Below are 17692 nucleotides of genomic sequence, written 5' to 3' on the forward strand. Positions count from 1 at the left end.
GATAGTCTTGCCGTCGTGTCTCGCCGTGTTCGCATCGCCTCTGTCAACGTCAACGGAATCCGCGCGGCGACGCGCAAAGGCATGCTCGAGTGGCTCGACGCCGCCGACATCGACGTGATGGCCCTCCAGGAGGTCCGCGCGACCGAAGACGAGCTGCGCGCTGCGCTGCCGGGGTGGGAGATCGTCAACGACGAGGCTCTCGCGAAGGGCCGTGCCGGTGTGGCCGTGGCCAGCCGCATCCCGTCGGTGGAGGTGCGCCGCGTGCTCGGCCCCGCCGCCGAGGACGCGGCCGAGGTGCTCGACAGTGCCGGCCGCTGGATCGAGGCCGACTTCGACATCGACGGCGAGCGCCTGATCGTCGTGAGCGCCTACGTGCACACCGGCGAGGCCGACACCCCCAAGCAGGACGCCAAGTGGGCCTTCCTCGACGCGATGGAGGCCCGTATGCCGCAGCTCGAGGCCGCTTCCCCGCTCGCGCTCGTCATGGGCGACCTCAACGTCGGCCACCGCGAGTTCGACATCCGCAATTGGAAGGGCAACGTCAAGAAGGCCGGGTTCCTCCCCCGCGAGCGCGCCTACTTCGACCGGTTCTTCGGCGAGGAGGGCGCGGAGGTCACCGGCGCGGACGGCTCGACGGGCCCCGGTCTCGGCTGGGTCGACATCGGCCGCCGCTTCCACGGCGACGTCGACGGCCCGTACACGTGGTGGTCGATGCGCGGGCGCGCGTTCGACAACGACACCGGGTGGCGCATCGACTACCACCTCGCGACGCCCGAGCTCGGCGCCCGGGTCGCCGACTACCGCGTGGTGCGCGCGCCCTCGTGGGACACGCGCTGGAGCGACCACTCCCCCGTCGTCGCCGAATACTCGATCGGGCACTGAGGCGCAGCATCCGCTCTATAGACTTTTCGGATGAGTAGATCGCGCCTGTACTCCGGCATGCAGCCCTCCGCCGACTCGCTTCAGATCGGCAACTACATCGGGGCTCTCATGCAGTGGCGCGACCTGCAGGAGTCGTACGACGCGTTCTTCTCGGTGGTCGACCTGCACGCGATCACCGTCGCGCAGGACCCCGAACACCTGCGTGAGAAGACGCGCCGCACCGCCGCCCAGTACATCGCCGCCGGCATCGAGCCGTCGAAGTCGACGCTGTACGTGCAGTCGCACGTGCCCGCGCACCCCGAGCTGGCGTGGATCCTGTCGACGATCACGGGCTTCGGCGAGGCCGGGCGCATGACGCAGTTCAAGGACAAGTCCTCGCGCTACGGCTCGGACGCCACGTCGGTCGGGCTCTTCACGTATCCCGTGCTGATGGCCGCCGACATCCTGCTGTACCAGACCGACATCGTGCCCGTCGGCGACGACCAGAAGCAGCACGTCGAGCTGACCCGCGACCTGGCGGAGCGCTTCAACAGCCGCTTCGGCGAGACGTTCAGGGTGCCGATGCCGGTCATTCAGCAGGAGACGGCCCGCATCTACGACCTGCAGAACCCCACCGCGAAGATGTCGAAGTCCGCGGAGTCCGATGCCGGCGTGCTGTGGCTGCTCGACGACCCGGCGGTCTCGGCGAAGAAGATCATGCGCGCCGTCACCGACTCCGAGGGCTCGGTGCGCTACGACCGTGAGGCCAAGCCCGGCGTCTCGAACCTGCTCGTGATCTACGCGGCCCTGACCGGCCGCCAGATCCCGTCGATCGAGGACGAGTACGCGGGCCGCGGCTACGGCGACTTCAAGAAGGGCCTCGCCGAGGTCGTCGTCAACGAGTTCGGCCCGGTGCGCGAGCGCGCGCTGCAGATGCTCGACGACCCCTCCGAGCTCGACCGCGTCCTCGCCGTCAACGCCGACAAGGCGTCCGAGGTCGCCGAGCGCACCCTCGCCGACGTCTACGACAAGGTCGGCCTGCTCCGCCGCTCCCGCTGACCCTGGACGGATGCTGCGGCCCCGGGCTGCAGCATCCCCCGGGCTGCCTGAGCGTCTTCGGTCCGGTTCGCTGCGTTCGCAACTCAGGATGATTCCGTCGCCCGGCGACGCGGAGACCCCCCAGGTCGTGACCATCCTGAGTTGCGAGCATCAGGGATGGGCCCCGCGCCCGGGCGAGCGAGTTCACAAGCCTTGCCACCCGAGGCCCTCCCCGGTTCGCAACTCAGGATGGATACGGCGTTCAGGCGCTTCGTGTTCTCGCTCCGCGCATCGGTCCTGAGTTGCGAACCGCGACAGCCGCTTGAGACCTCGATGGGGCGGTCAGCGCTTGGTGCGCTGCGTGAGCAAACCCCGCAATGCGGCCAGCACGTCATCCGGGCGAAAGAGGATGTCACTCGCCGTGAGTCTGAGGACGGCGTAGCCCTGCCGCGCCAGCTCGAGGTCACGCTGGTAGTCCTTGACCTGCTGATCCCAGTCCGAGTGGAACTCCTTGCTGTCGCACTCGATGACGAGCCAGCCGTCTGCGACGAGATCGACGAACCCGACATTCTCGAACTCCACCTGCAAGCGTGTTGAGCAACCGAGGCCGGCGAGCATCAGTCGCACGAGGGTCTCAGGACCTGACTGTGCCCGGCCGTCGACGAGCGATGCCAGCACCGCATACTTCGCGGGCAGGATCTCGAAGATTGATGACAGCTGCTCGGAGCGGATCAGCTTCTTGTTGAGCGCGCTGTCGATCGACGCGATCGCCGCGCGTGGCGGCTGGCAGAGCACCGCGTGCGCCAAAGCGACAACAAGGTCGGTGCACGTTGCGGCACCGGGGTCATTCGGCATGGCGAGCCAGTGCAAGCGCGTGCCGTGAAGGTTCTTCAGGTCCAGCTTCCTTCGGCGGTCGTGCGGCGAACGCATACGGCTCATTCGTGTGTCGAGGTGCACGTGCAGACGCGCATTCGTCTCCACGAAGACTTCGAGATGCTGGAGGAGGGACAGGCAGGTCAGACGTCCGCCGACGCGGACCGCCCGGACCACAGCATCCGGCGTCTCCGGCGGAAGATAGCGGTCACGTCGGGCACGGATCAGCGCGCCCGCGCGGACGGCCGCCGTGATGTCACGCGCGGTCATGCCATCGGCCATCAGATCGCGACGGGTCCGGTGAGTCGTCCACATGATCACCGACCCTCGCGCCGTCGCGCACCGGCGGTCGTCGGGCGCGTTGAATCTGGGGATGGCCATCGTTCCCCGCGACTTGTGGAGGAGCCGGCATGTTCACAATTCAGGATCATCGCTCAACGGCCGACGTCCATCACCCGGAATCGCGCTGACCCCGCGCGCAGAGATCACGCCCGTCCTGAGTTGCGAACGGAGGGGCTTGTCCGGCACTTAGGCTGTCCGGATGGAGCCCGTGACCCTGCGCACCGCGCGCCTCGAGCTGTCTGCGCCACGTGTCGACGATGTGGACGCGATCTACGCGGCGTGCCAGGACCCCGACATCCAGCGGTACACGCGGGTGCCCTCGCCGTACGCGCGGGAGGATGCCGAGAAGTTCATCGACGCGGTCGCAGAGCAGTGGGCGGGCGAGCTGCACCGCACCTGGGTGATCCGCGACGGTGCAACCCTCGTCGGAACCATCGGGTTCTACCGCCTCGACGGGCAGGGCAACGGGGAGATCGGGTACTGGATCGCCCCGGATCAGCGCGGCGGCGGCCGCCTCCGCGAAGCGGCGAACGCGGTGATCGACTGGGCCTTCTCGTCCGACGGCGCAGGCCTCACCCGCATCGAGTGGCGCGCCGTGGTGGGCAACGAGCCGTCGGCGCGCGTCGCCCGCGCGCTGGGCTTCCGCTTCGAGGGCACCCTGCGCCAGGCGCTCGTGAGCGCGAAGCATCGCGACGACGGCTGGATCGCGGGACTCCTGAAGACGGACGAACGGATGCCTCAGCCCTGGCCCGTCCTCCACGCCTGACGACCGGCCCGACCGAGTCGCGTGGCCGCGTCGTCCCGACCGCTGACGGCCGGCCCGCGTGTCGCCACGGCATGGCAGGATGAGCGCATGCCCGAGATGCCCGAGGTGCAGGGACTCGTCGACTTCCTCCGCGAGCGGCTCACCGGCGTGCAGATCGCGCGGGCGAGCGTCGCGAACATCGCGGCGCTGAAGACGTACGACCCGCCGATCGATGCGCTCCATGGGCAGGAGATCACGGGCGCCTCGCGCCACGGCAAGTTCATCGATCTCGCCACGACCGGCCCGCACCTCGTGTTCCACCTCGCCAAGGCCGGGTGGCTGCGCTGGTACGACGAGCTGCCGAAGACGATCATCCGCCCGGGCAAGACCCCGATCGCCCTGCGCGTCGCGCTCTCGGACGGCGCCGGGTTCGATCTCACCGAGGCGGGCACGAAGAAGTCCCTCGCGGTCTATGTCGTGCGCGACCCGTCGGACGTCCCCGGCGTCGCACGGCTCGGCCCCGACCCTCTGGACGCCTCCTTCACCCGCGACACCTTCGCCGAGCTCCTCGCCGGCCGTCGCACCCAGATCAAGGGGGTGCTGCGCGACCAGATGATCATCGCGGGCGTGGGCAACGCCTACTCCGATGAGATCCTGCACGCGGCGAAGATGTCGCCGTACGCACTGGCCTCCTCCCTGTCCGACGACGACATCACGCGCCTGTTCGACGCGATGACCGAGACGCTGACGGATGCTGTCGCGGAGGCATCCGGAAAGCCACCGGCCGAGCTCAAGGACGCGAAACGCCGGGGCATGCAGGTCCACGGGCGTCGCGGCGAGAAATGCCCTGTCTGCGGCGACGAGGTGCGCAGCGTCTTCTTCGCCGACAACTCGCTCGAGTACTGCCCCACCTGCCAGACCGGCGGCAAGATCCTCGCCGACCGCCGCCTCTCGCGCCTGCTGAAATGAGGCGTCAGTCGCCGGTCGTGCCCATGAGCACGCGGGCGTCGTCGTCGACCCAGTCGAGGGACTTCGACACGGCCTTGCGCCACTGGCGATAGCGGCGCTCGCGCTCGTCCTCGGGCATCCGCGGCTCGAAGCGGACGTCCTCCCGCCAGTGCGATCGGAGCTCATCGAGGTCGCTCCACACGCCGGTCGCGAGACCCGCGGCGTACGCGGCGCCGAGCGCGGTGGTCTCGACGACTTCGGGACGGACGACCGGGATGCCGAGGATGTCGGCCTGGAATTGCATGAGGAGGTCGTCGCGGGTCATGCCACCGTCGACGCGCAGCTCGTCGAGCGTGCGGCCGGTATCGGCGACGACGGCCTCGATCACGTCACGCGTCTGGAATGCCGTCGACTCGAGGGCCGCGCGGGCGATGTGCGCCTTGTTGACATAGCGTGTGAGCCCGACGAGCGCGCCGCGCGCGTCAGGGCGCCAGTACGGCGCGAAGAGCCCGGAGAACGCCGGCACGAAGTAGGCGCCGCCGTTGTCGTCGACGCTCGCGGCGAGGGTCTCGACGTCCTCGGAACGCTGGATGATGCCCAGATTGTCGCGGAGCCACTGCACGAGCGAGCCGGTCACCGCGATGGATCCCTCGAGCGCGTAGCGGGCGGGCTCGTCGCCGATCCGGTAGCCGACCGTGGTGATGAGGCCGCTACCGGATCGCACGATCTCGGTACCGGTGTTCACGAGCAGGAAGTTGCCGGTGCCGTAGGTGTTCTTCGACTCCCCCGCCTCGAAGGCCGCCTGCCCGAAGGTCGCCGCCTGCTGGTCGCCGAGGATCCCGGCGATCGGCACCCCGTCGAGCACCGAGGGCAGCGAGGAGTGTCCGACCACCTCGGATGAGGAGCGGATCTCAGGCATCATCGCGCGCGGGATGCCCCACACGGCGAGCAGGTCGTCCGACCAGTCGAGCGTGCGCAGGTCCATGAGCAGCGTGCGCGACGCGTTGGTGACGTCTGTGACGTGGATGCCGCCGCGCGCGCCGCCCGTGAGGTTCCACACGACCCAGGTGTCGGGCGTGCCGAACAGCAGCTCTCCCGCTTCGGCGGCCGCTCGCGCCCCGTCCACGTTGTCGAGGATCCACGCGACCTTCGACGCCGAGAAGTACGTGGCGAGCGGCAGCCCGGTAGCCTCGGCGAACCGATCCGCGCCGCCCTCGGCCGCGAGCTCGTCGATCCGGGGCTGGGTGCGGGTGTCCTGCCACACGAGCGCGTTGTGCACCGGACGCCCGGTGCGCTTCTCCCACACGATCACCGTCTCGCGCTGGTTCGTCACGCCGATTGCAGCGACGTCGGATGCTGCGAGGCCGGCGCGCGAGAGACACGACGCGATGACCCACTCGGTGCTGGTCCAGATCTCGACCGGATCGTGCTCCACGCGACCGGCCCGGGGGAAGATCTGCTCGTGCTCACGCTGCGATGCGGCGACCATGGAACCGGCGGCGTCGAACACGATGGCACGCGTCGACGTCGTGCCCTGGTCGATGGACAGCACGTGCTCGGGCAACGTCGTCTCCTTGCTCGGCGGGCGACATCGCCCGCGCGGGTCGGCCGCGCGGCGAGCGCGCGTGCGGTCAGGCTATCGCGCGCCGGCGGGGATCCAGGACGGGTCCGCGGCGTGGATCCGGTCCAGGGCACGTCCCACTTCGAGCGCGGTGCGTGCGGTGTCCCAGTCGAGCACGGGCGCGACCGCGTCGGCCGCCTCCGCGACCGCCTCCGCCGTCGCCTCGCCGATGAACGCGATGCTGGTGCGCCGCAGCAGCAGGTCGTCGAGATGCGTGACGTCCTCCGTCGCGGCAAGGTGGCGCAGCTCACCCGAGCTGTAGTCCGGCAGGTGCTCGAGCAGGGCGTCGTCGGCATCCGCGGCGATCGCGTCCACGACGGCTTCGGCGACGGTGCCGTAGCGGTCGAGCAGCACCGCGACGCGGCCGGCAGGCACGTCGGCGGCGTGAGCCGCGATCCACTGCCGGCGGGCGCGCTCGGTCATCGGGTATCCGCGGCCACCGCCGATCGGCACTCCGCGGGTCGAGCCGCGGCGCGGGCGGGCCAGCAGCTCGAGGGCGCGGTCGGCGAGATGCTCGGCCGACGCGCGGAAGGTGGTCCACTTTCCGCCGATGAGGCTCAGGACCGTGGCATCCCCACCGATCAGCGGTGCGGACTCGACGCGGTAGTCGCGCGAGACGAACCCCGGCGAGACATCGTCGTGGCCGGGGAGCGGCCGCACGCCCGCGAACCGGTAGACGATCTGCGAGCGCTCGACCGGGATCGTCGGCAGCACCTGGCCGATGAGCTCGATGAAGTAGTCGACCTCCGCCTCGGTGCACACGATCGGGTCGGCCATGTCGTGCTCGAGGTCGGTGGTGCCGACCAGAACGCGGCCCTTGAGCGGGTAGATGAGGACGATGCGCCCGTCCTCGTTCTCGAAGAACAGCTCCCGCCCGCCGGTCGCGGCAAGCAGCCCGGGGTGGTCGAGCACGACGTGCGAGCCCTTCGTCCCGCCCATGTACCGGGTCGGGTCGCCGAGGGCGAGATTGGTGAGATCCGTCCACGGACCGCTGGCGTTCACGACGACGGATGCCGAGAATCGGGTCTCCTCGCCGGTCAGAGCGTCGCGCAGCACGACCCTCCCGTCGTCGACCCCGACGGCCGCGGTGTAGTTGGCGGCTCGTGCCCGATCGCCGCCCGCCGCGCGGCCGTCACGCAGCACGTCGATGGCGAGGCGCTCGGGGTCGTGGAGGGATGCGTCCCAGTAGGTCGCGGTGTACTTCACGTCGGGGTTCAGCTCGGGCAGCTGCGCGAGCGAGCGCTTGCGTCCGTGGAAGGTGTGGCGTGGGACGGTCCCCTTGCCGAACACGCCGCCCCCGCGGGAGAAGGCGTCGTAGATGACGAGCCCGATCTTGATGAGCGCGGCCCCGCGCTCACGGTGCTTCCCGCCGCCGTGGCGCAGGAACTTCAGCGGCGCCGACAGCACTCCCGAGAACGTCGAGAAGATCGGGATGGTGGTCTGCAGCGGCCTGACGTAGTGCGGTGCGGTGCGCAGCAGCGCGTTGCGCTCGGTCACGGCCTCGTGCACGAGCCGGAATTCGCCGTTCTCGAGGTAGCGGATGCCGCCGTGGATCATGTGCGACGACGCCGCCGACGCGCCGCTGATGAAGTCGTCGCGCTCGACGAGTGCGACGTCCACGCCCTGCATCGCGAGATCGCGGAACGTGGCGAGACCGTTGATGCCGCCGCCGATGATCAGCACGTCCGCGTAAGGCCGCTCGGCAAGAGCCGCCCATCCTCGTTCCGCTGCCCGCGCCGCCATCGCATCCCCCATCGTCGTGCTGTCGTCCCATCATGACATCGCTGGACGTCCTTGCAGGAGATATGCACATACGTGCACGATAGGCGGATGGACCAGATCGGCGACGCCCGCACGATGCAGCGCGCGCTCACGGCCGCGCACCTCTACTACGTGCAGGATCGCACCATGGATGCGATCGCCCAGGAGCTCGGCACGTCGCGTTCGACGGTGTCACGGCTGCTCACGCACGCGCGGGCGACGGGCATCGTCGACATCCGCATCCGGTCGCCCTTCGCCGCGCCGCAGCGACTCGAGGAGCGACTGGCCGAGCGCTTCGGCATCCTCGCCCAAGTCGTTCCCGTGCCCGACGACACCACCGAGGTCGACCGGCTGCAGCGCGTCGCGATCGCCGCCGCGCACGCGCTCCTGGACCTCGTGCAGGACGACATGATCGTGGGCGTCGCCTGGGGGTCGACGACCGCGGCGGTGAGCCGCCACCTCGTCCCCAAGACGGTGCACGGCGCGACATTCGTGCAGCTGAACGGCTCCGGCAACACCCACTCGACGGGTCTCCTCTACGCGAGCGAGATCCTCAGCCGGTTCGCCGCCGCCTACGACGGGAGCGCGCAGCAGTTCCCCGTGCCGGCCTTCTTCGACGACCCCGCCACGAAGGACGCCATGTGGCGCGAGCGCAGCACGCGGCGCATCCTCGACATGCTCCCCGCGATGGACCTCGTGGTGTTCAGCACCGGCTCCGCGGGATCTCGCGTGCCGAGCCACGTCTACAGCGGCGGCTACCTCGAGCCGGCTGAACTCGATCAGCTCGCCGACGAAGGCGTCGTCGGCGACGTGGCCACGGTCTTCTACCGCGCGGACGGGTCGAGCGACGCCATCGCCCTCAACGACCGTGCCACCGGCCCGAGCCTCGATCTCTTGCGTGGCATCCCACGGCGCCTCTGCATCGTGTCAGGGGTGTCGAAGCTCGCAAGCCTCCGAGGTGCCCTCGCCGCGCGCATCGCGACGGACCTCATCGTCGACGAGGCCACCGCGCGGGCACTCCTGGAGTGAAGAGCTGACTTCATTCGACGACATGGAATGAATGGACGGATGCCGCGTTGACTACACTCGAGAGCATCAACGTGCTCCGGGGTCGGTGAGAATCCGAACCGGCGGTGACAGTCCGCGAGCCAAGGCTTCAGCATCCGTTTCGGATGCCGCCGCGGCCGATCCGGTGGAATTCCGGAACCGACGGTGATGCGACAGGTTTCCTGAGGGAAGCAGGTCGCTAGTCCGGATGGGAGGCAGCACAGAGGCGTCGCCGTGCGCGCCTCCGCTTCCCATGCCCCGGGGCGTCGAGAACGACGAGACGAGGGGCCGGATGGCGAGCACAGCGGAACACGACGCGATGCGTCGGGCGCTGACGATCGCCCGACGCGGTCCGCGTGGCGTGAACCCACAGGTCGGCGCGCTCCTGCTGTCGCCGAACGGCGATGTGCTCGCCGAGGGCTGGCACCGCGGCGCGGGCACCCCGCATGCCGAGGTGGACGCGCTGTCGAGGCTCGCGCCCGGTGCCGCGCGCGGCGCGACCGCGATCGTGACCCTCGAACCCTGCAACCACACCGGTCGCACCGGACCGTGCTCCGAGGCCCTCATCGCCGCGGGCGTCACACGAGTCGTCTACGCGATCGCCGATCCCGGCGACCACTCCTCCGGCGGGGCCACGCGGCTGCGCGCAGCCGGCGTCGAGGTCGAGGCCGGCCTGCTCGCCGACGAGGCGACCGCGCTCCTCGACTCGTGGCTGACGGTCCAGCGCCTGCGCCGGCCGCACGTCACCGTGAAGTGGGCCCAGAGCCTCGACGGCCGCGCCGCGGCCTCGGACGGCACCAGCCAGTGGATCACCGGACCGCAGGCCCGCGCCGACGTCCACCGCCGCCGCGCCGAAGCCGACGCGATCGTCGCCGGCACCGGCACGGTGCTCGCCGACGACCCGGCGCTCACCGCCCGCGCCGAGGACGGCTCGCTGCTGCCCCACCAGCCGATCCCGGTCGTCGTGGGCGCGCGCGCCGTGCCCGAGACGGCGGCCGTGCGGCAGCATCCGCACCCGTTCCTGCAGTACCCCGGCGACGGTGCCACGGGTGGGCTGCACGCCCTGCTCGAAGACCTGCGCCACCGCGGGGTGCAGCGCGTGTTCGTCGAGGGCGGTCCTGCCGTCGCGGCGTCGTTCCTGCGCGAGCGGCTCGCCGACGAACTGCTCGTCTACGTCGCTCCGGTGCTGCTCGGCGGCGACCGGCTCGCTGTGCAGGACATCGGGGTGTCCACCATCGCCGAGGCGCGACGCCTGGCCGTGGCATCCGTCACCCCACTCGGCGACGATCTGCTGTTCGTCGCCCACCCCGCTTCGGAAGGAGACGAGTGATGTTCACCGGAATCATCGAGGAGGTCGGCGAGGTCACCGCGGTCGAACCGTCGGGCGACGGCGTGCGCGTGACGGTGCGCGGGCCGAAGGCCGTGTCGGATGCCGCGCACGGCGACTCCATCTCGGTCAGCGGCGTGTGCCTCACGGTCGTCGACCAGGGCTCCGACTGGTTCACCGCCGACGTGATGAAGCAGACGCTCGACATGTCGACCCTCGAGGGGGTCTCCGCCGGCCGCGTCGTCAACCTCGAGCGTGCGACGGCCGCGCACGGCCGCCTCGGCGGACACATCGTGCAGGGCCACATCGACGGCACCGGCGAGGTGCTCGAAGTGCGACCCGGCGAACAGTGGCAGGTGCTGCGCATCTCGATCCCCGCAGAGCTCGCCCCACTCGTCGTCGACAAGGGCTCGATCGCCGTCGACGGCGTCTCGCTCACCGTGAGCGGTGCCAGCGCCGCCGCCCCCGGCGACGGCTGGTTCGAGGTCTCGCTCATCCCCGAGACCCTCGCCGCGACCACCCTCGGCGCCCGTGTGCCGGGCGACCGCGTCAACCTCGAGACCGACATCCTGGCGCGCCACGTACAGCGGCTGCTGGCCTTTTCCACGGAAGGAGGCTCGAAATGAGCCTTGCCACGATCCCCGAGGCTCTGGAGGCGCTGCGCGCCGGCCGGCCGGTCATCGTCGCGGACGATGAGAACCGCGAGAACGAGGGCGACGTCATCCTGTCGGCCCAGCTCGCCACGCCCGAGTGGGTCGCGTGGACGGTCCGCTGGACGAGCGGCTTCCTGTGCGCGCCGATGCCCGCCGACTGGGCCGACCGCCTCGACCTGCCGCCGATGGTCGAGAACAACGAGGACGCCCGCGGCACCGCGTACACGGTGAGCGTGGACGCCGCCGACCGCGTCTCGACCGGCATCAGCGCCGCGGACCGCGCCCACACGCTCAACGTGCTCGCGAACCCCGAGTCGACGCCCACCAGCGTCATCCGCCCCGGCCACATCCTGCCGCTGCGCGCCGTCGACGGCGGCGTGCGCGAGCGGGCCGGCCACACCGAGGCCGCCGTCGAGCTCATGAAGCTCGCCGACCTCGCGCCGGTCGGCGTCATCGGCGAGGTCGTCGCCGAGGACGGCAGCATGATGCGCCTGCCCGGGCTCCAGGAGCTGGGCGCCGAGTACGGCATCCCGGTCATCACGATCGAGCAGCTCGCCGCCCACCTCGACGAGAACGTCCCGTGCGATCCTGCGATCCGCAACGCGCACAAGCGCCGGGTGAGCCTGCGCGCGGAGGCGCACGTGCCCACCGGGCACGGAGAGTTCCGCTTCCTCGCGTACAAGGACCGCGTCACCGGCACCGACCACATCGCGGTCGTCTCGGGCGAGCTCTCTGACGCACCGCTCGTGCGCGTGCACTCGGAGTGCCTGACGGGCGAGGCGTTCGGCTCGCTCAAGTGCGAGTGCGGCCCGCAGCTGGAGGCCGCCCTCGACGCCATCGAGCAGGACGGCGGCGTGGTCATCTACATGCGCGGCCATGAGGGTCGCGGCATCGGCCTCATCAACAAGCTGCGCGCCTACTCGCTGCAGGAGCGCGGCCTCGACACCGTCGACGCCAACCTCGCGCTGGGCCTCCCCGCCGACGCCCGCGACTACGCGGCGGCCGCGGGCATCCTCACCGACCTGGGTATCGAGAGGGTGCGGCTGCTGACCAACAACACCGACAAGGTGAAGCAGCTGCGCGAGCTCGGCCTCGACATCGTCGAGCAGGTGCCGCTCCTGGTCGGCGTCGGCCCGAACAATCACCAGTACCTGGAGACCAAGCGCGATCGCATGGGTCACATCATCAACGAGGCGGACCTCGCGGACGCCATCGCACACATGCACGAAGGAGCAGAACGATGAGCGGCAAGGGCGCACCCGAGGCCACGGCACCCGTCGACGGCAGCGGACTCGACGTGGTCGTCGTCGCGGGCACGTGGCACGAGACGATCACCGAGGGTCTCATCGCCGGCGCCGCACGCGCCGCCGATGCCGCGGGCGCCTCGCACCGGCTCGTCCGCGTGCCCGGCTCGTTCGAGCTCCCCGTCGTGGCGAAGGCTGCTCTGGAGGCCGGGGCCGACGCGGTCGTGGCGCTCGGTGTCATCATCCGCGGTGGCACGCCGCACTTCGAGTTCGTCTCGAACGCGGCGACCGACGGCCTGACCCGCGTCGCGCTCGACACCGGCAAGCCGGTCGGCTTCGGCGTGCTGACACTCGACGACGAGGCCCAGGGCATCGCCCGCGCCGGCCTCGAGGGCTCCGTCGAAGACAAGGGATTCGAGGCAGCCGACGCGGCCATCCGCACCGCCGTGGTGCTGCGCGACCTGCGCGCCTGAACGGCGCGGATGCGGGACGAATCGGACGGGTCACGACGGCAACCTTCAGCTAGGCTGATGGCATGGAAATCCTCCGCCACGTCGTCGTGCTCGTCCACCTCGTGGGCTTCGCCATCCTCTTCGGCGCCTGGGTCGTCGAAGCGGTGAACGGAAAGCACCAGATCACGCGCCTCATGAACTGGGGCCTCGCGATCGCCGGTCTCGCCGGCCTCATCCTCGCCGCCCCGTGGGGCATCGAGTACGACCTCAACTACGCCAAGATCGGCGTGAAGCTGGTCATCCTCGTCATCATCGGCGCACTCCTGGGCATCGGCGCCGGCCGGCAGCGCAAGACCGGCTCGGTGCCCGGCGCCGTCTTCTGGTCGATCGGTGTGCTCACCTTCGCCAACGCCGCGATCGCGGTGCTCTGGCGCTGACCCTCTGACACGCGAGACCGATGCTGCGGCCCTGGGCCGCAGCATCCGTTCTCCGTCTCTGCGACCGGGACCCGATCCCGGGAGTAGGCTGGTCTGTTGTGCCGGGCGACAACGCCCGCACCCACGGTGATCCAGTGCAGTGCCGCCTGACGCGTCACCCTGCGCCCGGCGTCCGCCCACCGCCGCATCCCATCCGGATGCCTCGCTCCGCGCATGCCCCAGGTGAATATGTCCTCCCCCAGCACGACCGCCGCGACCTCCGCGGCACCCGCAAACCCCCGCTCCCGCGTGATCCTGGCGAGCCTCGTCGGCACCACGATCGAGTTCTACGACTTCTACGTCTACGCGACCGCCGCCGTCCTCGTCTTCCCGATCCTCTTCTTCCCGACCGGCAACGACACCACGTCGCTGCTGCTGTCGTTCAGCGTCTTCGGCGCCGCGATGATCGCACGCCCCCTCGGCGCGATCGTGTTCGGGCACTTCGGCGACCGCTTCGGCCGCAAGGCGACGCTCGTCGCGTCACTGCTCACGATGGGTATCGCGACGTTCCTCATCGGGTGCCTTCCGACGTTCAACGACATCGGCGTGTGGGCTGCGATCCTGCTGCTGATCCTGCGCCTGTTCCAGGGCTTCGCGCTCGGCGGCGAGTGGTCGGGCGCCGCGCTCGTGGCGACCGAGAACGCCCCGAAGGGCAAGCGCGCCTGGTACGGCACGTTCCCGCAGCTCGGCGCACCGCTCGGCTTCATCATCGCGAACTCCGTGTTCCTCGCGATCAACTTCCTGCTCCCCCACCCCGACGGCGCGGGTCAGCGCTCGGCCGACTTCCTCGCGTGGGGCTGGCGCGTTCCGTTCCTGTTCTCCGCCGTCATGGTGATCATCGGCCTGTGGGTGCGCCTGCGCCTCGTCGAGTCCGACACGTTCGTCAAGGCCGAGAAGAAGGGGGCGATCCGCAAGTTCCCGCTCGGCACGGTCCTGCGTCACCACTGGTGGCACCTGATCCTCGGCACGTTCATCATGCTGGCGACCTACGTGCTGTTCTACCTGATGACGAACTTCACGCTCTCGTACGGCACGAAGGCTGCCGACCTCGAGGTCGCGTCCGCGGCCGCGCAGAAGGCGGCCGAGGCCGCGGGCACCGCGTTCGACCCGGCGGCCTTCGCCGCGCAGTTCTATCCGGGTCTCGGCTTCGGCTACACCGACTTCGTGCTGATGCAGATCATCGGCGTCGTGTTCTTCGGCATCTTCACGCTGCTGTCGGGCCCGATCGCCGACACGATCGGCCGCCGGCGCCTGCTGTTGTGGGTGACGGGCCTCATCATCGTTTTCGGCCTCACGTTCAACCTGTTCCTGTCGCCCCAGCTCGACCCGAAGTTCACCGGAGCCCTGACCCAGGCGTTCCTCATCTTCGGATTCATGCTGATGGGCTCGACGTTCGGCCCGATGGGCGCGGTCCTGCCGGAGCTCTTCCCGACGAATGTCCGCTACTCGGGCTCGGCCATCTCGTACAACGTGTCGTCGATCCTCGGCGCCGCGCTCGCCCCGATCGTGGCGGTGGCGCTGTGGGCCGCAGCCGACGGCAGCCCGTGGCTCGTCGGCCTGTACCTCTCGGCGATGGGCGTGCTGACCTTCATCGCGCTCCTCCTCTCGCCCGAGACCAAGGACGTCGACTACGACGCCGACCTGGGCGTCGGCGCCACCGGCTCGCTCTAGCCCCGGTTGTTCAGGACGACGGATGCCTCGACCCGGCCGGGTCGAGGCATCCCCGTCTCGGCCCACACCTCAGGCAGAAGCCCGCGCTGCCGCCCCTGCCCGCATCGGGCGCCGCGGCCTGCCTGAGTTGTGTCCCCGCGACACCCCGTTCCGCTACGACGCGAACGCGCGAAGTACAGCGGGCGCGGCATCCGTCGGCTCCACTCAGGTGCGTCGCTCGTGCCGGACGGGCTTCGTGTGCGAGGGCGCATCGGTGGCCTCAGGAAAATCGCAGCGGAACTCGCCCTCGTAGCCGAACAGGAAGCCGAAGAGCCGGTTGCGCACCTCGAGGCCGACGCGGAAGACCTGCGCGCGGTCGTCGTAGCTCTCGCGGAGCTCGGCACGGCCGCTGAAGAGCATGGGGAACCGGAAGCCGAACGGGCCCTCGTAGAAGCGCTGCCGGTCGGATCGCAACAGGAGGCTGCCGTCGGGCTCCGCTGTCAGCTGGAGGTCGACCGCGAGGTGCTGATGACTGCCGAGATAGTCGACGACACGGCCGTCGTCGCCGAGGATCATCGTGGCGTCGAAGCGGCGCACGGCGCGCGGCATCCGGAAGTGACGCACGAAGGTGACCGTCTCGCGTCCGAACGGGTCGCGGTAGGGATAGTTCTCGATCGTGAACGCGATGCCCTGCCCCGTCTCGGGGATGAGGATGTTGCGGAAGCGCCCGATCTGAAGGAACGGGATCGTCCACCAGGGACCTCGCCGAATCGAGATCATCGTGCCGCTGCCGACACACGCATAACCGGACGCGAGGCCGACGCCGAAACGCCGTTGCAGCATCGGGTGGAGGCGGGAGAAGTCGTCGCCCATGGCGCGCGCGAAGAGCGACGTCGCGATCGCGGTCTCAGTGCTCACGGGTGCACCAGAGCGTGCAGGGTCGTCGGGGCGTCCTCCATGACCCGGCGGTTCGCAGGGCGGCGCCGGCAGCGAGCGGCGCGAGGACGCGGTGCGCGCCACAAGTGCAGCACGGATCGCACCGGCCACCGCTCGGGCGGGGTGCCGGTCTCGGCCCAGATCCGCAGCCGATCGAAGCTCCAGGCGGTCGCCCAGCCGATCAGCGGCCGAACGATGAGATCCAGCGCGCGACCCCAACCCGGGCTGTAGTCGTACCCGGTCGTGAAGACGATGTCATCACCGTCCGGGCGATACCGCCAGTACCCTCGACCGGCGCCGAGCGGCGAGAGCCGGCTGTCGCTGTCGAAACGGAGCGCGGACGTGCGCGTTCCATCAGGACGCTCGCGTTCGCCGATCGTCATGCCGGCGCCCGTGATCGTCATTCCGGGCAGGCGTCGTTCGTAGATGAAGCGCGTACCGCCGCCGGCCAGGGGTGCGGCCGGAGTGATGCGGCTGAAACGCACGTCCCAGCGCGCGTGCAACGCCGGGTCCTGGGTGAGCTGCCACACCCGCTCCATCGGCGCAGCGATGCGGATGCTGACGTAGATCGCACGCCCGGTCACCGCAGCGAGCCGATCGCCGCGACGAAGATCCACACCGCCGCGAACGCCACCGGCGCGCCCAGGGCGATGGTGCCCCACACCGTCATGGCGCGGAGGAAGCGCCGGCCCTTCTGCCTTTCGCCGAACATGTTCAGCGCGGACAGGGCCGCCGCCGACCCGACGATGACCACCGAAACGGCCGGCATCGCGACGGTGGCGGGAACGACAGGCAGCGCGAACATCAGCCACGACGCCGCCATGGGCAGCGCATCACTCAGCGACGCAGCCCAGACGCACGCCGACGCGATCACGATGAACACGTTGAGCAGCGTGAGAACGCGGAACCACCGCTCACTCCAGAGTCCCACCGCCGCCGGGGCCGAGGATCCCCCGGATGCGGTCGCCGCGGCTTCGCCGTGGGTCATCACGCCTGCACCTCGGCGATGAGGTCGAGCAGTTCGCGCAGCGGCTTGCGGAGCACGCGCAGCCGCACCAGGGGAAGCGAGAGCTTGAGGAGCCGCAGGCCGCGGTCGAGCAGCCGACTCGTGCGCTCCCGACCGTCCGACGTGTCATAGACCCAGAACAGGGCGAGCAGCAGGTGGCCGAGCATCAGCGCCGACGGCAGATCCTCGTCGAACTCCGCGGGGAGCTTGTCGGCGGCACCGGCGATCGCCTCGCGGAAGAGCCCGACCACGATCTCTCGTGATTGCGAGGAGTCGCTCGACAGCGGGTTGATCGACGAGCGTGGCGAGACCGCGGCCGAAAGGAACTCCGGGGCGAAGCGGTGGTAGGGCTCGAGCTGCGCGAGCCCTGTGCGGAAGACGATGCCGAGCCGCTCCACGAGATCGTTGCTCGTCTCGAGGAGCGGGAGCGCCGCCGCGCGGTGCTGTCGCTGCACGTCGAGGTAGAGCTCCTGAACGAGGTCGTTCTTCGACGCGAAGTGGTAGTTCGTCGTGCCCACCGAAACGCCGGCCTCGGACGCGATGAGCCGGATCGTGGTCTGGTCGTACCCACGTTCCCGGAACGAGCGCAGGGCGACGTCGCGGATGAGCGCTCTCGTGCGCTCGCTCTTGGTTGCTGGGCCAACAGAACTGGACATGTTCAGAAAGATACCGCCGTTTCTGAACATGTTCAAGGGACAGCAAGCGCGAAGCG

Annotated in this window: 18 protein-coding genes and 1 riboswitch; of the genes, 11 read left to right on the top strand and 7 right to left on the bottom strand. The window is 69.9% G+C overall.

The window, feature by feature from the left end; all coding sequences use genetic code 11:
* The first annotated feature begins 15 nt into the window (after positions 1-15).
* Both ASF40_RS15550 and trpS read left to right on the top strand, forming a co-directional pair.
* Positions 16-882, top strand: coding sequence for an exodeoxyribonuclease III (locus tag ASF40_RS15550; RefSeq protein WP_200919502.1), 867 nt, complete (start codon positions 16-18; stop codon positions 880-882).
* 30 nt (positions 883-912) lie between these two features.
* On the top strand, positions 913-1920 hold the full coding sequence (gene trpS, locus ASF40_RS15555; protein WP_082497102.1) for a tryptophan--tRNA ligase: 1008 nt from the start codon (positions 913-915) through the stop codon (positions 1918-1920).
* A 321-nt stretch (positions 1921-2241) separates the two neighbouring features.
* On the opposite strand, the gene ASF40_RS15560 is transcribed toward trpS, so the two are convergent.
* Complete coding sequence (locus ASF40_RS15560) at positions 2242-3087, bottom strand: endonuclease domain-containing protein (RefSeq protein ID WP_056371530.1); 846 nt, start codon at positions 3085-3087, stop codon at positions 2242-2244.
* Between the two features lie 226 nt (positions 3088-3313).
* Between ASF40_RS15560 and ASF40_RS15565 the strand changes: the two genes are divergently transcribed.
* Positions 3314-3880: a GNAT family N-acetyltransferase gene (locus ASF40_RS15565; protein ID WP_056370656.1), complete on the top strand. Its 567-nt coding sequence runs from the start codon at positions 3314-3316 to the stop codon at positions 3878-3880.
* Positions 3881-3967: 87 nt separating this feature from the next.
* Positions 3968-4828 carry an Fpg/Nei family DNA glycosylase gene (locus ASF40_RS15570; protein ID WP_056370657.1) on the top strand — a complete coding sequence of 287 codons (861 nt, stop codon included), beginning with the start codon at positions 3968-3970 and terminating at the stop codon, positions 4826-4828.
* A gap of 4 nt (positions 4829-4832) precedes the next feature.
* Here the strand turns inward: ASF40_RS15570 and glpK are convergent, their stop codons facing one another.
* Together glpK and ASF40_RS15580 are read right to left on the bottom strand one after the other, a co-directional pair.
* Positions 4833-6371, bottom strand: coding sequence for a glycerol kinase GlpK (glpK, locus tag ASF40_RS15575; protein WP_056370658.1), 1539 nt, complete (start codon positions 6369-6371; stop codon positions 4833-4835).
* 72 nt (positions 6372-6443) lie between these two features.
* Complete coding sequence (locus ASF40_RS15580; protein WP_082497103.1) at positions 6444-8171, bottom strand: glycerol-3-phosphate dehydrogenase/oxidase; 1728 nt, start codon at positions 8169-8171, stop codon at positions 6444-6446.
* 87 nt (positions 8172-8258) lie between these two features.
* Between ASF40_RS15580 and ASF40_RS15585 the strand changes: the two genes are divergently transcribed.
* The 7 genes from ASF40_RS15585 (at position 8259) to ASF40_RS15615 (ending at position 15059) form a co-directional block, all read left to right on the top strand.
* Positions 8259-9218, top strand: coding sequence for a sugar-binding transcriptional regulator (locus ASF40_RS15585; RefSeq protein WP_056370662.1), 960 nt, complete (start codon positions 8259-8261; stop codon positions 9216-9218).
* Positions 9219-9287: 69 nt separating this feature from the next.
* Positions 9288-9460: riboswitch (FMN riboswitch) on the top strand.
* Positions 9461-9528: 68 nt separating this feature from the next.
* Entirely contained in the window at positions 9529-10566 is a 1038-nt protein-coding gene (ribD, locus tag ASF40_RS15590; RefSeq protein ID WP_056370664.1) for a bifunctional diaminohydroxyphosphoribosylaminopyrimidine deaminase/5-amino-6-(5-phosphoribosylamino)uracil reductase RibD, read from the top strand.
* Positions 10566-11189, top strand: a complete 624-nt coding sequence (locus ASF40_RS15595; protein ID WP_056370666.1) for a riboflavin synthase — start codon at positions 10566-10568, stop codon at positions 11187-11189. The genes ribD and ASF40_RS15595 overlap by 1 nt, the downstream gene beginning before the upstream one ends.
* Positions 11186-12460 (top strand): bifunctional 3,4-dihydroxy-2-butanone-4-phosphate synthase/GTP cyclohydrolase II, encoded by a 1275-nt coding sequence (locus tag ASF40_RS15600; protein WP_056370668.1) that lies wholly within the window; start codon positions 11186-11188, stop codon positions 12458-12460. Before ASF40_RS15595 ends, ASF40_RS15600 begins: the two co-directional genes overlap by 4 nt.
* Positions 12457-12933, top strand: coding sequence for a 6,7-dimethyl-8-ribityllumazine synthase (ribH, locus tag ASF40_RS15605; protein ID WP_056370670.1), 477 nt, complete (start codon positions 12457-12459; stop codon positions 12931-12933). Before ASF40_RS15600 ends, ribH begins: the two co-directional genes overlap by 4 nt.
* A gap of 62 nt (positions 12934-12995) precedes the next feature.
* Positions 12996-13349 carry a hypothetical protein gene (locus tag ASF40_RS15610; RefSeq protein ID WP_056370675.1) on the top strand — a complete coding sequence of 118 codons (354 nt, stop codon included), beginning with the start codon at positions 12996-12998 and terminating at the stop codon, positions 13347-13349.
* Positions 13350-13577: 228 nt separating this feature from the next.
* A complete protein-coding gene (locus tag ASF40_RS15615; RefSeq protein ID WP_056370677.1) occupies positions 13578-15059 on the top strand; it encodes an MFS transporter in 1482 nt (493 codons plus the stop codon).
* A gap of 204 nt (positions 15060-15263) precedes the next feature.
* Here the strand turns inward: ASF40_RS15615 and ASF40_RS15620 are convergent, their stop codons facing one another.
* The 4 genes from ASF40_RS15620 to ASF40_RS15635 are packed head-to-tail and all read right to left on the bottom strand — an operon-like array spanning position 15264 to position 17636.
* Positions 15264-15956 (bottom strand): DUF4166 domain-containing protein, encoded by a 693-nt coding sequence (locus tag ASF40_RS15620; RefSeq protein ID WP_235560257.1) that lies wholly within the window; start codon positions 15954-15956, stop codon positions 15264-15266.
* Positions 15953-16558, bottom strand: coding sequence for an SRPBCC family protein (locus ASF40_RS15625; protein ID WP_235560258.1), 606 nt, complete (start codon positions 16556-16558; stop codon positions 15953-15955). The genes ASF40_RS15620 and ASF40_RS15625 overlap by 4 nt, the downstream gene beginning before the upstream one ends.
* On the bottom strand, positions 16555-16962 hold the full coding sequence (locus ASF40_RS15630) for a hypothetical protein (protein WP_056370679.1): 408 nt from the start codon (positions 16960-16962) through the stop codon (positions 16555-16557). The genes ASF40_RS15625 and ASF40_RS15630 overlap by 4 nt, the downstream gene beginning before the upstream one ends.
* Positions 16962-17636, bottom strand: a complete 675-nt coding sequence (locus ASF40_RS15635) for a TetR/AcrR family transcriptional regulator (RefSeq protein WP_056370680.1) — start codon at positions 17634-17636, stop codon at positions 16962-16964. Before ASF40_RS15635 ends, ASF40_RS15630 begins: the two co-directional genes overlap by 1 nt.
* Positions 17637-17692 lie beyond the last annotated feature (56 nt).

This window comes from Microbacterium sp. Leaf288 (genome assembly GCF_001422925.1).
Taxonomy (GTDB): Bacteria; Actinomycetota; Actinomycetes; order Actinomycetales; family Microbacteriaceae; genus Microbacterium.

What these genes read in the sequence shown, in the direction of transcription:
- ASF40_RS15610 (WP_056370675.1), top strand. Translation starts at nt 12,996, where the DNA reads ATGGAAATCCTCCGCCACGTCGTCGTGCTCGTCCACCTCGTGGGCTTC.
- ASF40_RS15635 (WP_056370680.1), bottom strand. Translation starts at nt 17,636, where the DNA reads ATGTCCAGTTCTGTTGGCCCAGCAACCAAGAGCGAGCGCACGAGAGCG.
- ASF40_RS15615 (WP_056370677.1), top strand. Translation starts at nt 13,578, where the DNA reads ATGTCCTCCCCCAGCACGACCGCCGCGACCTCCGCGGCACCCGCAAAC.
- ASF40_RS15600 (WP_056370668.1), top strand. Translation starts at nt 11,186, where the DNA reads ATGAGCCTTGCCACGATCCCCGAGGCTCTGGAGGCGCTGCGCGCCGGC.
- ASF40_RS15560 (WP_056371530.1), bottom strand. Translation starts at nt 3,087, where the DNA reads ATGTGGACGACTCACCGGACCCGTCGCGATCTGATGGCCGATGGCATG.
- ribD (WP_056370664.1), top strand. Translation starts at nt 9,529, where the DNA reads ATGGCGAGCACAGCGGAACACGACGCGATGCGTCGGGCGCTGACGATC.
- ASF40_RS15585 (WP_056370662.1), top strand. Translation starts at nt 8,259, where the DNA reads ATGGACCAGATCGGCGACGCCCGCACGATGCAGCGCGCGCTCACGGCC.
- ASF40_RS15570 (WP_056370657.1), top strand. Translation starts at nt 3,968, where the DNA reads ATGCCCGAGATGCCCGAGGTGCAGGGACTCGTCGACTTCCTCCGCGAG.
- ASF40_RS15630 (WP_056370679.1), bottom strand. Translation starts at nt 16,962, where the DNA reads ATGACCCACGGCGAAGCCGCGGCGACCGCATCCGGGGGATCCTCGGCC.
- ASF40_RS15580 (WP_082497103.1), bottom strand. Translation starts at nt 8,171, where the DNA reads ATGGCGGCGCGGGCAGCGGAACGAGGATGGGCGGCTCTTGCCGAGCGG.
- ribH (WP_056370670.1), top strand. Translation starts at nt 12,457, where the DNA reads ATGAGCGGCAAGGGCGCACCCGAGGCCACGGCACCCGTCGACGGCAGC.
- ASF40_RS15595 (WP_056370666.1), top strand. Translation starts at nt 10,566, where the DNA reads ATGTTCACCGGAATCATCGAGGAGGTCGGCGAGGTCACCGCGGTCGAA.
- ASF40_RS15565 (WP_056370656.1), top strand. Translation starts at nt 3,314, where the DNA reads ATGGAGCCCGTGACCCTGCGCACCGCGCGCCTCGAGCTGTCTGCGCCA.
- trpS (WP_082497102.1), top strand. Translation starts at nt 913, where the DNA reads ATGAGTAGATCGCGCCTGTACTCCGGCATGCAGCCCTCCGCCGACTCG.